Raw genomic sequence first — 14,067 nt, 5'->3', positions numbered from 1 at the left:
ATCGTCGTCGGCAACGCGGATCGTCCCGCGACCGCGAGCGAGATGGCTCGCATGCGCGCGCTCGTGAATCAGGCGCTCGCCGACGGCGCCTGCGGCGTTTCGACGGGGCTCGAGTACACGCCCGGTGCCTTCGCGCCGCGTGAGGAGCTTATCGCGCTGTGCAAACCGCTCGCCGGAACAGGACTCCCGTACGCGACGCACATGCGCAACGAAGACGACCGCGTCCTCGAGGCGATCGACGAAGCGATCGCCGTCGCCCGCGGCGCGAACTGTGCGCTTCAGATCTCGCACCTCAAGACGCAGGGTCCGCGCAACTGGGGTAAGCTCGACGAGGCGCTCGCTCGCGTGTCTGCCGCGCGTTCTTCAGGATGTGACGCGGCGTTCGACCGCTATCCATATATCGCGTATCAGACGGGACTGACGAATCTCTTCCCCGTGTGGAGCCGCGACGGCAGCAACGACGCCTTCCTCGCGCGGCTCGGCGACGCTGCCACCGCCGATCGAATTCGCACGGAAACGTTGGCCAAGGTCGAGTTGATCGGTGGGTGGAGCAACGTCATGATCGCCAATGTCGTGAATCCCGCCGACAGGCCGGCGGAGGGCCAGCGCCTCGACGCGTATGCGGCCTCTCAGCACGCCGATCCATATGCGACCGCCGTCGCGCTTCTCCAGCGGAATCGCGCCAACGTCGGCATGGTCGGCTTCGCGATGAGCGAGGACAACCTCGCGCGCATCCTCGCGCATCCCCACGGAATGGTCTGCAGCGACGGCGGCGCGTTCGCCGTCGACGGTCCGTCGCGGCGCGGACACCCGCATCCGCGCGGGCTCGGTACGTTCCCGCGCATCCTCGGCCGCTACGTGCGCGATCGGAAAGCGCTCACGCTCGAGCAGGCGATCAACAAGATGACCGCGTTGCCCGCTTCTCGCGTGCACCTCCGCGACCGCGGTACGCTGGTGCCGCGCATGGCGGCGGACGTCGTCGTGTTCGATCCGTCGACCGTCATCGACAAAGCCACATACGAAGATCCGTTCCAATATCCGGTCGGGATCGACGTGGTGATCGTGAACGGCGCCATCGCCCTGCGCGACGGGCAGCGGGGCGCGGCGCACACCGGAGCCGGGCTTCGCCCCGGCTGATCAGCGAATCACGATGAGAACGTGCACCCCGCCTCTTGAGCGCGGTGGAGCGCGTAGATGCCCGATGGTTGGAGAATGACGCCGGGAATCAGATTCGCTTTCAGCTCGTCGTAGACCGCGCTCATCTGACCGTTGTACTTCTTGGCGATGATCGACGACATGCCGAGTGTGGCGACGTTGCACGCCAGCAGCGTGTGACCATACTCGGCGAACCAATCGAGTGTGTCGCCTGGACGGTCGGCACTGCGTTGACGCGCCGGACGATCGCCTGGCTTCGGCGGCGCGGGCGACGCGAACGGATTTCGAACGGCCCACTTTCCGGTCGCGTCGTCTTTGACCTTGCGCAGTTTGCCGATCTCGTACTTCGACCACATCGCGTCGTTGAACGCCGCGACGACCGCCGCGTGCCGGATGATGATCGCGGCCTGAGCGTCGCCGGGGGCCGCGCCCAGCGCCGCATGAAGGCCCTCGAGCCAGATGGCCGCGTGATCGATCGCCTCCGGATCCTGGACTTCCGGCATGTCGAACACGGCCTTGTGTTTCGCGGCGGTGAGACGCGCGGACCAGGAGTCGTCCCATGTTTGCTGAACCTGGGGGCGAGCCCGCGGCTGAGCGGGAAGCGCGGCCGGAGTTGCCGCCGTTTGCGGATTTGCCGCGGACCCCGCGCAGGCCGTACTCGCAAGCGCGATCGCTGAAACCGCCATCTGACCCAGAAATTCCCGGCGCGGAGTGGTCGGCTCCGATTCATTCTGCATGGAAGCGTTTCTTGTGGAGGTGGCGTAGGAATTAGCCCGACCATCCACGAGTTCGCCAGGTCGCGGGGCGACGCTACTGGGCCACGATCGTTTTCCTTGCGAGCGCGAGTTTTCGCTGCAAATCGGGAATCGCGTTCTGTGCCGCAGGATTTCCCGACAGGTTGCGGAGCGCGACGTCCACCGCGTCGAGGCCGAGGCGCGCGCCGAACCGCGCGGTGCTCTGGCGCAGCGCGCTTTGAAATCCAGGATCGGATTGCAATTCGGTTTCGCCGAGCGCCTGCGCTTTGGCGAGAATGTCGGAGAGGACGGCGACGGCGCGCTTTGCGTTGGCCGGAGAGGTGAGATCCTTGGAGCTCGTGAATTGCGCCACCTCGGGCAAGCTCGCCGCGAACCGTTGAAGCGCCGCCGCCTGTTGCGCATTGCGCGGATTGTTCTGGTGCATGACCGCTTGCGCGGCTCCCATCATCGCGAACGGCGCCATCCACGCCCGCGACGCCACCGAATTGCCCGAGACGACGCCGCTCACTGGAAGACCGATGAGCGCCAGACTTCCGATGCCGTGCGCGAAATGGAGCGCTTTGCCCTCGACGCGGAAGAAGATGCGAAGTACGTCGCGGAGCGGAATGAATCCGAAGACGGCCGCGGACACGAGACTGACCGTCGCCGCGGTGGAGCGACCCTCGAGCTTGAGGTGCCCGTACGCGCCGAAGCACGCGATCGCGATCACGAGCGCTCCGACGTGAACGAGCACCTTGAGGCCGAGGTGTTTGGCTCGCGTCGGCGTCCGCTCGCCGAGCGCCGACAACTGCCGCAGACGCGCGGGATCCCTCATCGCGAGCGCGATCTCTTCGGCGGTCGGCGAGCGGCGCATGACGTCAGCGATCGAAGGAGAAATCGGCCCTGTGCACGCTGCCGTCGGCGAACGTCACGAACAGTCGCCGGCACGTTCCCGCCCACGCCTTGTCGGTCTTCCACACGTAGGTGTAGGTGTCGGTGCTCGGATCGTACGACAGTTGGCTGTTGCCGGCGGTGACTGTCGGCACGTCGTCACCCGAGCCATCGGAAAGCGGACACGCGATTTGCGCCGAGCTCGGCGATCCGCTCGCGAAAATCGCGAGGCCGTGATCGCCGCCGAGGATGAATTGAATCGGGACGCCCTTGCCCGGATGGATCGGCGTCGTCCTCACGTTGTTGATCGGCGGCAAAAAACCCTTGAAGTCGAGCTCGTAGGCGCCGATGTCGCATCCGCTTCCGAACGGACGTGCCACGCCGCGTTGGTCGATCGCGATGGTCGTACCGCACCCGTTGACGCCAGGGGGGATGAGATCCACGGCCAGCCCGCCGAGCAACAGCCCGATCGTCGGCGTCGGTCCACCGTTGCTCAGCAGGCCGGCCGGATCGAGTCCGGGATTGGCGTTCGAGTGTGACGTGACCGCCGTGAATCCACACGTCGTGCCGTCTTCGATGTTGAAGCCGCCGTCGGTCGTGATGGGCTGAAAGCAATTGCCGCCGGCCGGATCGTTCGCGACGATCGTGTTGATCATCACGGTCTCGCCCGTGTTGGCGATACCGCTGCCTTGTCCGCCCTGGTTCCCCACACTATTACCGGCAATTGTGCTGTTGATGATCCTCATCAAGCCGGCGTTCTGCATCCCGCCGCCCAAACCGCCGAAGTTGCCGGATATGGTGCTGTTTGTAATGAAGGCAGTGCCATGCGCGTTCATGATGCCGCCGCCGTTCCCGGCGAAGTTCGCGCTGATGGTGCTCCCGACGATGGTGAGAACGCCTCCGGTGTTGTGGATCCCGCCGCCTTCGCCGGTGGTGCCGTTGTGCGAGACGACGCTGTTCGTGAGGGTCAACGTTCCGAAGTTGCGGATTCCGGCGCCGAAGGGGGCGGTGGGGTCGGGCACGCTTCCGTTCTGCAGGGTCACGCCGGAGATGCTCACCGTCGCGCCGGCGGCGATTTCGAACTCACGCGAGCTATTTGCCCCGTCCACTTGAAGCTGGGAGGCGCCCGGGCCGGCGATCGTCAGGTCTTTGTCGATCAGAAGCTCTCCCTGAGCAAGAACGATCGTTCCCGTCACGTTGAACGTGATCGTTGCCCCCGTACTCGCGAACGCAATCGCGCCGCGGAGCGTGCATTCGGAATCCGAACAACTTCCTGGGCCTGGGTCACCGAGCGAGTTCACCACGGGCGACGCCGGGAGCTCGGTCCTCGACGGAGCCCTCGGCGCCAACGGCCGGGTTGGCATGGTCGCGTCGCGACAACCGGCGAGCGTCGTGGTCAGAACCGCGGCTGCAGCGAACAGCGAGAGCGCGGAGTCGAGTCTCGACATGAGGAAATACTCCTCAAGGGTAGTGCCCCCCAGGTAATCTCGGCGTCGTCGCCGCCAGAACATTGCTGCGCAGTCTCCGCCGACGTCACGCGGCGGAAGCGCACTTCATGATCGAGAACTCGAATCACGAATGGATCACGAATGCAAATCGCGCGATCGCGCGGGTGGTCGCGATGCGACCGCGTCGGCGCGGCGGCAACAACATACGATGGCCAGTTGTGTCCGGCGAGCAGCGCGCCGCCACGGGTGAGCTCGCTTGACCGCGAGCCCACCGACTATCCGAGTCGGCGCGCGATCGCCGCCGCGAAGCGATCGGCCGCGCCCGCCGACGCGGCGAGAAACACGTTCGGCTCGATGAGCTCGAGCTCCATCAACCTGAACGAACGCTCGTCGCCGACTCCGTCCACGCGCGCGTAGAGCGGCAACTCATCGAGCGCCTCGAGCGAGCGACTGGCCCGCTCGATGATCGCCGGCGCCACGTCGACGGGAGCCACGGTGCCGCCGTGCTCCGTCTGCACTCGGAAATCGCCATGGCGCGACCGTTTGATCGCGGCGTGGCTGAACACACCGTCGAAGAAGATCAACGAGAGCTCGCCGTCGCTGGTGACTTCGTCGAGAAACGGCTGGACGAGCACGTCGCCGTGCGCCACGACACGCTCGACCGCTGCGCGATCGTGGGCGCCGAGCGGAAGCTCGAGGGCGTGTGTCTCGTAGGCGCTCGCAGAGATCGCCGGCTTCACGACGAAGCGCGTCCAGCCCTCGGCGCGTGCGACGTCGCCTGGAGCGGCGTGCGATCCGCGCTCGACGACACGAGTCGGTACAGTCCCCACGCCGCGCGCCGCGAGGTCGATGAGGTATCGCTTGTCGGAGTTCCAACGCACCGTCGGCGTCGCGTTCCACACCGGCTTGCCCGCGGTGTCGAGCGCGTCGAGCCACGTCACGAACTCGCCGTGGCGCCGGTGATAGTCCCAGCACGACCGAATGACCACGGCGTCGAAGGCGCGCCAATCGGCGGACGGATCCGACCAGACAGCGGCGGCGGGGCGAATCCCTACCCGCTCCAGCGCGTCGGCGAGCAACAGGTCGTCGGGCGCAAGATCGGGCGCGCCGTCGTACGTTGCGAGCGCGACACAGTGCCCCACGTTCACTACTGGCGGCAGAGCACGTGCGGATTGGTTGGCTTCGGCGCGTCGAGCCGAGGCGCGTGGTCCGCATTCGCCACGGACAAAGCCGCGTCGAACACCATCCGCACGAGCCGCGCGTAATCGGGATAGTCGATGTACTGCGCTTCGTCGGTCACCTGGTGATAGTCGCGATGCTCGCCGCGCGAGAACGAGACGCTCGGAATGCCGTAGCGCGCATAGCTGTAGTGATCCGCGCGGCAGTAGTACTGCAGCGGGTGGCCGGGGACGTCGTACTCGTAGTTGAACACGAACGGCTTCGGCTCCTTCGCGTTCGCCGCCTCGACCCAATCGCCGAATTCCTTCGACAAACGGCGCAGACCGACGACCTCGAGATAGGTCGGTCCGCCGGCGGGGAGGTCCGACGACGCGCCGCGGCCGATCATGTCGATGTCGAATTCGGCGACGATCGAGTCGATCGGCACCGTGGCGTGATCGGTGTACCACGCCGATCCGAACAAGCCTTTTTCTTCCGCGGTGTGCGACACGAGCAGGATCGACCGGCGCGGACGGGCGCCGCTCTTGGCGAACGCCTCGGCGATCTCCAACAGGCCGACCGTTCCGCTCCCGTCGTCGTCGGCGCCGTTGTATACCGAATCCAATCGCGGTGTGTGAAGCCGGCGCAACGAGTCGAGTATGGTGCGAATCTGCGCGGCTTCTTCTGACGACGGGTCGTGCGGTCGGCTGTCCGCGCCCATCGGGCGGATGATCTGGAGATACGCGCGGATCGAATCGTGGTCGACGGGGCGGCGGTTGAACCCGACGTGATCATTGTGGCCGCTGATCGACACGTACTCGCCGCGCAACGCCGGGTCGCTTCCCGGAATGACGGCGATCACGTTGCGAGCCGGGCCGCGCGGTGTCACCGAGTCGCGGACGCGAATGTTCGGCACCGTCTGGAAGTAGCCGCCGTTTTCGCCCGCCGGACGAAGTCCGAGCTGCTGGAATTGCGCCGCGACGTAGTCGGTCGCCTTGACGTTCCAGATCGTGCCGGCCTCGCGCCCCATCATCGTGTCGTGCGCGAACGCCGTGAGACGCATCTCGAGGTCGCGCGCGGTGATCGCGGCCGACGTGACGACGGACGCTCCCGCGGAGGTCGCGGCGAGACTGGTGTTTTCGGGAGCCGGCGCACCTGACGGATGCGCGCACGCGGCAAGTACGAGCGCGATCGCGGCGACGACGCCGCCAATTCGCGTCAACGGTCGGTGAATTTGCATTGAGAGTCGCGTCGGAGTGTCGCAAGATCGCGTCGCGCGAAGAGGGCGAGCAAGCCATTCGGCCGCCCACGCCCTGAAACCTTACAACCATGTGGGCGTAATCAGGGCAGCGCATCTCCCGCCCATCGCCGATCTTTCACGGCGACTCTCCCATCCCACATGAAAACGCTTCGCGTCGTTGTTCCCGCGCTCGTACTGGCCGGCGCGCCATCGCTCAAGGCCCAGGTCCTCGACCTCACGCTGCACGACGTCGGACTGGCAATCGGCGACAAGCCTGTCATGACCGGACTGCGTCTCAACTTTCGCGACGCTCGCTTGGAGAAAGTGACTGGCGCGAACGTCACGATCTGGAGTCCCTACAAGCCGATCCGGGGCGTAGTCAACGGCGTGGCGCTCGGACTGCCGGTCACCGGCGCGAATCAGATCCACGGGTTGGGCGTCGGTGTCTTCGGCCTCAGCGCCGACAATTCGATCTCAGGCCTCGGCATTGGCGGAATTGGTCTCGGCGCGGGCGGTGATCTGCACGGCATCATGCTCGGCGGCATCGGTGTCGGCACCGGCGGGAGCGCCGAAGGAATTACGATCGGCGGCATCGGCGTCGGAACCGGTGGACGCATTCGAGGTTTGCAAATCGGCGGGATTGGGGTCGGCGGCGGTGGCGACGTGAGCGGGATCACGATCGGCGGCATCGGCGTCGGCGCGGGGGGCCGGCTCTCCGGCCTGGCGATCGGCGGTATCGGCGTCGGCGGTGGCGCTGACTTCAAAGGCATCGGTGTTGGCGGCGTCGGCGTCGGCGTGGGTGGCGACGCGACGGGGCTCATGATCGGCGGTATCGGAGTCGGTGCGGGCGGCCGCCTGAAAGGATTGAGCATCGGCGGCATCGGCGTCGGCGCGCCGGCGATCAGCGGCGTCGTGCTCACGCCGATCGCCGCGGGAACGTTGAACGCGCACGCGATCGTGCTGAGCGGACTCTATTTCAAGATCGAGGAATCGGGTCGCTTCGACGGCGCGGCGGTCAGCTCGGTGACGAACATCCGCGGCGCACAGCACGGGTTGACGATCGGCTTGATCAACTACGCGCGGGAGCTCCACGGCGTGCAGGTCGGCCTGCTCAACATCTCCGACAACGAAGGCCACCGCCGCGTCATCCCGATCCTCAGCGCGCGCTGAGCGCTCCTCCGATCAACTCCCGCGGCGTGGGGCGCGGCTCATCTCGTCGAGGAACGTCAGGACGCTGAGCAGCAGCTGATCGAGATTGCTCAGCACTTCGTTCTTCGGTCCGGGGCGGGACGTCGCGGCGCGGTTCCGGTAGGATGAGATCGCGCCAAGGTCGCTGACCTGGAAATAGAGGAACGCCGAGTCGTGCGGCAGAGCGGTGATCCGAACGGAGACGACGAGGTCGCTCGAGAGATTCTTCGTCAGCTCGCCGAGATCGCGCGTCGTCGACAGCGCGAGTCGAACGGAATCGGCGTCGACGATCGTGTATTGCCTCGAGCGGGGCCGCAGCATGCGCCGCAGGCTGTCGGCGACGGCGCGGCCAAGGAGAGTCGCCTCGGGCCATTGGCGTATCGGCGGCGGCTCGGTGATGATCAGTCGCCTCGGACCGGCGGACGTCGACGGTGTGCCCCCGTTCGCGGCGATGATCGAGTCCATCATCTTGCGCTCGGTCTCCGCTTGGATGCGCGCCTGCGTGATCGAATCGCGCGTCTTCGCCGCCGCGAGCCGCTTGCGGACCGCCTCGGCGATGCGAACGGAATCGTCGTGCGTGATGACGGGCTTGGGCAGCTGAGCCTTCGCCGTTGGCCCGGCAGCCGCGGGCGCGGACGTCGCGGCGGGTGCGCCGCCGGACTGCGTGGGAGCGACCGGCGGTGTCGGTGTCGGGAGAGCGGGCTTGACCGCCGTCAGCGCCGGGGCGGCCGAGTCGGGTTTCGCGCCGGGCGCCGATCCGCGGCGCGAGAGCGCGTACAGCGCGGCGATGACGACAAGCGGCGCGACGGTCGCCAACACGATCGTCGCCGTTCGGCGTCGAGGTTTCGGCTCGACACCGCCGGACTGCGGTGTGACGCCGAGCGGCATCGTCATCGCGTCCAGCTCGTGAAGAATGTCCTCGGCGTGCTGAGGGCGGCCTGCCGGATCTTTCGCGAGACAACGCATGACGAGCGACGAGAGAGATCTTGGAACCTCCGGCGACACTTCGTGAAGCGGCTTCGGGTCTCGCGTCAGTTGCGCCGCGAGCGTTTCGCGCGGCGATGGCCCGGTGAACGGCGATGATCCTGTCAACAGTTCGTACGCGAGGAGGCCGACCGCGTAGATGTCGATGCGGTGATCCGCGGCCGCGTCGCCGGCGAGCTGTTCGGGCGCCATGTAGGCGGGCGTTCCGATCGCGATCCCGGCCGTGGTGACGCCGCTGATCGGCAGCGCCGCGCTCAGCGCTTTCGCGACGCCGAAGTCGGTGACGAGCGCGTGGGCACCTTGGCGCAGGATGTTCCCCGGCTTGATGTCGCGATGGATGACGCCGCGGGCGTGCGCGAACGCGAGCGCGTCGACGACGTCGTGAATGATTCGTGTGACCTCGCGCACACCGAACGGTTTGTTTCGCTCGAGCGCCGTGCGCAGCGATTCACCGTCGATGAAGGGCATCGTGTACCACAGGAGATCGCCCTGCTCGCCGGCCGACAACAGCGGCACGATGTGAGGATGCTGGAGTTGGGCCGCGACTTGTATCTCGCGGCGGAATCGCTCACGATTGACGCCGGCGGCGAGGTCGGGCGGAAGCACCTTCACGACGACCTTACGGCCGAGGGCGCGATCGATCGCGACGAATACACGGCTCATCCCGCCGCCGGTGAGCTCCGAGTCGAGCTGGTAGCCGGTGCCAAGCGCCGCTTGTAGTTGTTCCGCGAAGTCGGTCATCCAGTTCTCAGAAAGTCGATCACGCAATCGTTCGCGTGTTCATGGCCAAGCGTTTTGATATTTCGATTCGTACTACGCGGGTTCGAAGGTCCCTGGCATGGAAATACGAATTGGACACAAAGAACGTCCAAGTGTGTTCAGAAAAATTGAGAACTTCACCTTTTCCTACGGCACAGGTTTCGCTAAGATTAAAGCGCTCTAATGTTGCCGCACATCCTCCTCTGACCCAACGAACCGTGGCTAGATCTCATGCGCTGCGCCGCCCTCGGGCGGTCCCCGAATCAGTGATCCCCAAGAATGTCCTCGCTAAGGAAATCGCGAGCATTCTCGATGATCAACAGCTTACGCAGACGGAAGCCGCTTACATCATGCGCGACGCGCCGTCGCAGATCTCCCTCGTCGTGACGGGAAAACTGCGCGGATTCTCGACCGAGCGCCTCATTCGCATGCTCGCTCGGCTTGGCCGCGACATCGATATCGTGATTCGGCCGGCTCGGGGCAAGACGGGCAAGGTCAGCGTTACCCGCCGCTAACAAGCGCGAACGTCCCTCGCGCCTCGCGCGAGGGACCGCGGGCGCCCATCGGCCGCCCGGCAACCGAAAGGCCTTAGGAGCCGGAGTTCGAGACCAGCGGAACGTCGTGGGCCGGCGTGAGTGACGTCGCGAAGGCGTCGTCCCATTCCCGCACCTGGTCGCGCCCGCCGCGCTTGGCGGCGTAGAGCGTGACGTCCGCACGCTCCTTGAGGCTCGCGGCGACCGCGTCGCCGCCGATGCCCGGCGAAGTGACCACGCCGACGCTGACCGTCAGCTTGAGCCGCGTTCCGTTCACCATGAACGCGTGATTTCGCACGGTCTCCCAAATGCGAACCGCCATGCGGTAGGCGCCCTCGGGCCCTGTCTGCGGCAAGAGGATCGAGAACTCTTCGCCACCCGTGCGCGCCACCATGTCCCCCGACCGAGCCGCCTGGCCCAGCAGCATCCCGAGCTCGCGCAGCACGACGTCGCCGGTGATGTGGCCGTACGTGTCGTTGACTTTCTTGAAATGATCGAGGTCGACGGCGATGAGCGAGATCTGCTGGCCGGTGCGGCCGGCCCGCGCGATCTCGCGCGCCAACACCTGGTCCAACCCGCGACGGTTGAGACAGCCGGTGAGCGGATCGGTCAGCACCATGCTGGCCAGCTGGAGGCGCACCCGGTTGTACGCCCGGCCCACGCGCGTGATCGACTCGGGGTTCGTGTTGGTGTTCACGTCGTAGGCGCGGCTGAAGTCGCCCTCTTCGGCCCACTCGAACAGCTCCACGATGTGCTCGAGGCGCCGCTGGATATTGCCGAACTGCACGATCAGCAGGAGGGCAGCCGTGGTGAACAGGGCGATCGACCAGATCTCTTCGATCGGATCCTGCGGCGTGCCGAGCATGAGCGCGCCGACACGCACCGCGACGAGGTAGCCGACCACGACGGCGAGAAGCGTCAACGTGGCGTGCGTGCGGCCGAAATACGACTCCACCGAATGCAGGACGAAGAACGAGAGAACTAGAATTCGCTCGTAATACGCGACAGGTGAGGACGCGATCGTCGACCCGAAGATGAACGCGAGGTCGGCCAGGACGGTGGCGGCGACCATGAGGTTTCCGGCCGTGCCGGTTTCGCGCATCCGGCGGCTGAGCAGCCGGATCGCGAGGACATAACCGACCAGGGTGATCGCTACCCAGAGATCGCTGCCACCGAGGATGTCGAGTTGTTGAAAGAGCAACTCGAACAACCCAAGAAACATCGCGATCGCGATTCGGGCAGGCGCTTGCCACAGCAGTACGTCCGCGTTGGCGCGGGCGGGATCCAGTGTGTCCTGTTTCACTCGAAAGATGAACCGGGAGAACGTCCGTCAGCCGGCGTGTCGCGCGCCGGAAACCCCTTGTCCTGTGGTAAGTGTCGGCCGAAGACCCAACAACTGATGCAAACTGTCCAACTCTTTGCACTGGATTGATTTAAGCACGCCCACAACCCTGTCCGCCGGGGACTTGCTGTCAACCCCGCCGGTATCCCACGGCGGAGCAGGGGCGGACGCATGCATTCTGTGCGCCGCAGCGGATTCGGGCCGCGACGGGGGACACAAAAAAAGGCGGTGAACCGGTGGACCGGTGGACCGGATGGCCGCGAGGCCGGTGAAATGCGAAGGGCCCGAGCTGGGAGCTCAGACCCTGCATCCGATTGGCGCGTTCCAGATATCTCCGCCGGTGTAGCGGCCCAGCGCCCTCCGGCCCCGCGGTCTCCCGGACCACCGGCCCACCGGCCCACCGGCCCACCCGCCTAGACCCGCGCCGCTATCACCTCTTCCGCGAAACGCTCCATTTCCTCCAGTTGGGGACTGCACTGGAGAAGAAGCAGGTCCACCCCCGCCTCGGCGAACTGCGACGTTCGCTCGGCCACCTGCTCCGGGGTTCCGACCAGCCCGGCCCGCAGTCCGCGGTTGGACACGGAATAATCCTGGAGGCTCACCTGCTGCTCGAGCTTCGTGTTCGCGATCCAGTCCCGATAGTTCTCGTAACCGGGAGATCCCGCGGCCACGTTGGTGATGCGCTCGATTTCGTCTCGAACTTCCGCCTCCGAATCGCGGACGATCGTGTACGCGGCGACGCCGAACTGCATCGGCGGGAGGTCGATGCCGAGGGCCTCGGAGGCCTGCTCACGTCGGGCCCGCATGTCGGCGATTTTGGGCGCGATCCGCTCCGGCGGGTCGCCGTGCATGACGTACGCGTCGCACTGCCGCGAGATGAGCGTTTTCGCCGCTTCGGATTCTCCCCCCGCGTAAATCGTCGGACGCGGACGGCCGGGTTTTGAAGCGGGTTTCGGCTCGAGCACGATGTCGTCGTGGTTGTAGAACTTGCCGTGGTACGTGAACGCCGGCTCACGCCACGCGCCATCCACGACGTCCAACCACTCGCGCGTGCGTCCGTAGCGATCGTCATGCTCGTCGAATGCGGCGCCGAACCGACGCGCCTCGTCCTTCCACCACGCGGACACGACGTTGAGGGCGAGACGTCCGTTCGAGATGCGATCGATGTTCGCGGCCTGCTTGGCGAGAATCGCCGGCGGGTGGAACGACGGCCGCACCGCGACCATCAGCTCGAGGCGCTCCGTGACCGCGGCCAGCGCCGCGGCCGTCGACCACGCGTCGAGCGACGGCGCTTTGATGCCCTTGATGTCGTTGAGGAGCAGCTCCGCGATCAGCGTGAGATCGTAGCCGATTTCCTCACTGCGTTGGGCGAGCCGCCGCACGTAGTCCCACGACGCCGCCATTCCTTCGTCCTCGACATTGCGAAGCCAGCCGCCGAAGACGGGAAGCCAGTATCCGTATCTCATGGCAGGCTCGCGTGGAACCTGGCGCGTTCGTTCGTGCGCTCCGTCGCGCGGCGGGCGGGCGCGCTCCGCGACACGAGATAGTCGACGAGCTTCACCCACGGATCGAAGCCGATCACATTCACCGGGTCGGCGACGAAGTTCGACAGCGCGTTGACGTCGTAGAAGTAGTGCTTCCCGTCGCGGTCGTCGATCAGATACTCGATGCCGCCTACGTCGAGGCCGGCACGGCGCGAGATCGCTTCGACCTGCTCGATGATCTCGGGCGGCGCGTCGTATCCTTCCACCCTGAGTCCCGTCTTCGGCGCGTCGACCGCGCACGCGCCGCGCACGAGCTCGACGCCATCCGCCGTCTGACACGCGTCGGCCGGGCAGAGGTCGAACGATCCGACGGCCGGAAAGACCTTGATCGCGTACAGATATTTTCCGCCGAGCGTCTCGACGCGTACGATGTGGCCATCGCGAAGCGGGGCCGATTCCTGCACGAGCGCGACGCCGTCGATGCCGAGCTGCACCTCGCCCCGCTCGATCGCTCCGGCGAGCGCCGCTTCGGTCTCGTAGCGAACGATGCCTGCGCCGCTGCCGCCGATGTTCGCTTTCACGAGGACCGGATAGCGGAGATCCTTCGCGGCCTTCAGGCCGAGCGACGGATCGTTGATCGCGCGCGCCTTCGGATATGGAAGGCCGAGCTCCTCGAGCAGATCGAGCTGCGACACTTTTGACAACTCGTATGCGTAGACGTGCGCGCCGTTCACGACGGGAACGCCGATTCGCTCGAGATGCCTCAGCCAGTGAAGCGTATGGAACGTCGTCTGGCGATGATTGCGCAGGTAGGCGGATGGGCTCGCGCGGTTGAACACGAGCGAATACGGCACATCGTCCTCGGACGGGTCGAACACGTGCGACGCGGCGTCGACGCGCTCGTACGGCAGGCCGCGCCGCTCGAGCTCGAGGAAGAGCGGCTTGAACCAGTCCGGGTGTTCGTGGAAAACGGCGATCGGTTGCATGGGGCGGCAGTCCTGAGTGTGGGTCGCGGGTGATGCGACTCGCTGGTTCACTCTGGGACCGGGCGGCGACTCGCGACCAAACAAAAACGCCCCGGTCCCTCGGTGAGGACCGGAGCGCGAGTCGCTGCTAGAAAGCCGTGCTAGATGCGAACGCCCAGAGCCTCA

Annotated in this window: 12 protein-coding genes; 3 read left to right on the top strand and 9 right to left on the bottom strand. The window is 66.1% G+C overall.

Going from position 1 to position 14,067, the window contains the following annotated elements:
* On the top strand, positions 1-1,137 hold a 1,137-nt coding region (locus tag VGQ44_00605; protein HEV8445286.1), incomplete at its 5' end, for an amidohydrolase family protein.
* 8 nt (positions 1,138-1,145) lie between these two features.
* Here the strand turns inward: VGQ44_00605 and VGQ44_00600 are convergent.
* From VGQ44_00600 to VGQ44_00580, 5 genes are all read right to left on the bottom strand, one after another.
* Positions 1,146-1,892 carry a hypothetical protein gene (locus VGQ44_00600; GenBank protein ID HEV8445285.1) on the bottom strand — a complete coding sequence of 249 codons (747 nt, stop codon included), beginning with the start codon at positions 1,890-1,892 and terminating at the stop codon, positions 1,146-1,148.
* A 73-nt stretch (positions 1,893-1,965) separates the two neighbouring features.
* The gene (locus VGQ44_00595; GenBank protein HEV8445284.1) at positions 1,966-2,763 is read right to left on the bottom strand and encodes a hypothetical protein; all 798 of its coding nucleotides are present in this window, start codon (positions 2,761-2,763) and stop codon (positions 1,966-1,968) included.
* A gap of 4 nt (positions 2,764-2,767) precedes the next feature.
* Positions 2,768-4,228 (bottom strand): PxKF domain-containing protein, encoded by a 1,461-nt coding sequence (locus VGQ44_00590; GenBank protein ID HEV8445283.1) that lies wholly within the window; start codon positions 4,226-4,228, stop codon positions 2,768-2,770.
* Positions 4,229-4,503: 275 nt separating this feature from the next.
* Complete coding sequence (locus VGQ44_00585; protein HEV8445282.1) at positions 4,504-5,370, bottom strand: hypothetical protein; 867 nt, start codon at positions 5,368-5,370, stop codon at positions 4,504-4,506.
* A 5-nt stretch (positions 5,371-5,375) separates the two neighbouring features.
* Positions 5,376-6,626 (bottom strand): M28 family peptidase, encoded by a 1,251-nt coding sequence (locus VGQ44_00580; protein ID HEV8445281.1) that lies wholly within the window; start codon positions 6,624-6,626, stop codon positions 5,376-5,378.
* A gap of 159 nt (positions 6,627-6,785) precedes the next feature.
* Here VGQ44_00580 and VGQ44_00575 point away from each other — a divergent pair, with 159 nt between their 5' ends.
* Positions 6,786-7,796 (top strand): hypothetical protein, encoded by a 1,011-nt coding sequence (locus VGQ44_00575; GenBank protein ID HEV8445280.1) that lies wholly within the window; start codon positions 6,786-6,788, stop codon positions 7,794-7,796.
* A 12-nt stretch (positions 7,797-7,808) separates the two neighbouring features.
* Here the strand turns inward: VGQ44_00575 and VGQ44_00570 are convergent, their stop codons facing one another.
* Positions 7,809-9,539, bottom strand: a complete 1,731-nt coding sequence (locus VGQ44_00570) for a serine/threonine-protein kinase (GenBank protein HEV8445279.1) — start codon at positions 9,537-9,539, stop codon at positions 7,809-7,811.
* A 236-nt stretch (positions 9,540-9,775) separates the two neighbouring features.
* Between VGQ44_00570 and VGQ44_00565 the strand changes: the two genes are divergently transcribed.
* Complete coding sequence (locus VGQ44_00565; protein ID HEV8445278.1) at positions 9,776-10,072, top strand: XRE family transcriptional regulator; 297 nt, start codon at positions 9,776-9,778, stop codon at positions 10,070-10,072.
* Positions 10,073-10,145: 73 nt separating this feature from the next.
* On the opposite strand, the gene VGQ44_00560 is transcribed toward VGQ44_00565, so the two are convergent.
* The 3 genes from VGQ44_00560 to VGQ44_00550 form a co-directional block, all read right to left on the bottom strand.
* Positions 10,146-11,393, bottom strand: a complete 1,248-nt coding sequence (locus VGQ44_00560; GenBank protein ID HEV8445277.1) for a diguanylate cyclase — start codon at positions 11,391-11,393, stop codon at positions 10,146-10,148.
* A gap of 452 nt (positions 11,394-11,845) precedes the next feature.
* Complete coding sequence (locus VGQ44_00555; GenBank protein ID HEV8445276.1) at positions 11,846-12,898, bottom strand: LLM class flavin-dependent oxidoreductase; 1,053 nt, start codon at positions 12,896-12,898, stop codon at positions 11,846-11,848.
* A complete protein-coding gene (locus VGQ44_00550; GenBank protein ID HEV8445275.1) occupies positions 12,895-13,902 on the bottom strand; it encodes a hypothetical protein in 1,008 nt (335 codons plus the stop codon). The genes VGQ44_00555 and VGQ44_00550 overlap by 4 nt, the downstream gene beginning before the upstream one ends.
* Positions 13,903-14,067: the final 165 nt, after the last annotated feature.

The organism is Gemmatimonadaceae bacterium (assembly GCA_036003045.1).
Lineage (GTDB): Bacteria > Gemmatimonadota > Gemmatimonadetes > Gemmatimonadales > Gemmatimonadaceae > JAQBQB01.
Note: the sequence above shows the minus strand (reverse complement) of the source record. Positions and strands in the feature narration are given on the sequence as shown.

What these genes read in the sequence shown, in the direction of transcription:
- VGQ44_00600 (HEV8445285.1), bottom strand. Translation starts at nt 1,892, where the DNA reads ATGCAGAATGAATCGGAGCCGACCACTCCGCGCCGGGAATTTCTGGGT.
- VGQ44_00595 (HEV8445284.1), bottom strand. Translation starts at nt 2,763, where the DNA reads ATGCGCCGCTCGCCGACCGCCGAAGAGATCGCGCTCGCGATGAGGGAT.
- VGQ44_00590 (HEV8445283.1), bottom strand. Translation starts at nt 4,228, where the DNA reads ATGTCGAGACTCGACTCCGCGCTCTCGCTGTTCGCTGCAGCCGCGGTT.
- VGQ44_00580 (HEV8445281.1), bottom strand. Translation starts at nt 6,626, where the DNA reads ATGCAAATTCACCGACCGTTGACGCGAATTGGCGGCGTCGTCGCCGCG.
- VGQ44_00575 (HEV8445280.1), top strand. Translation starts at nt 6,786, where the DNA reads ATGAAAACGCTTCGCGTCGTTGTTCCCGCGCTCGTACTGGCCGGCGCG.
- VGQ44_00570 (HEV8445279.1), bottom strand. Translation starts at nt 9,539, where the DNA reads ATGACCGACTTCGCGGAACAACTACAAGCGGCGCTTGGCACCGGCTAC.
- VGQ44_00555 (HEV8445276.1), bottom strand. Translation starts at nt 12,898, where the DNA reads ATGAGATACGGATACTGGCTTCCCGTCTTCGGCGGCTGGCTTCGCAAT.
- VGQ44_00550 (HEV8445275.1), bottom strand. Translation starts at nt 13,902, where the DNA reads ATGCAACCGATCGCCGTTTTCCACGAACACCCGGACTGGTTCAAGCCG.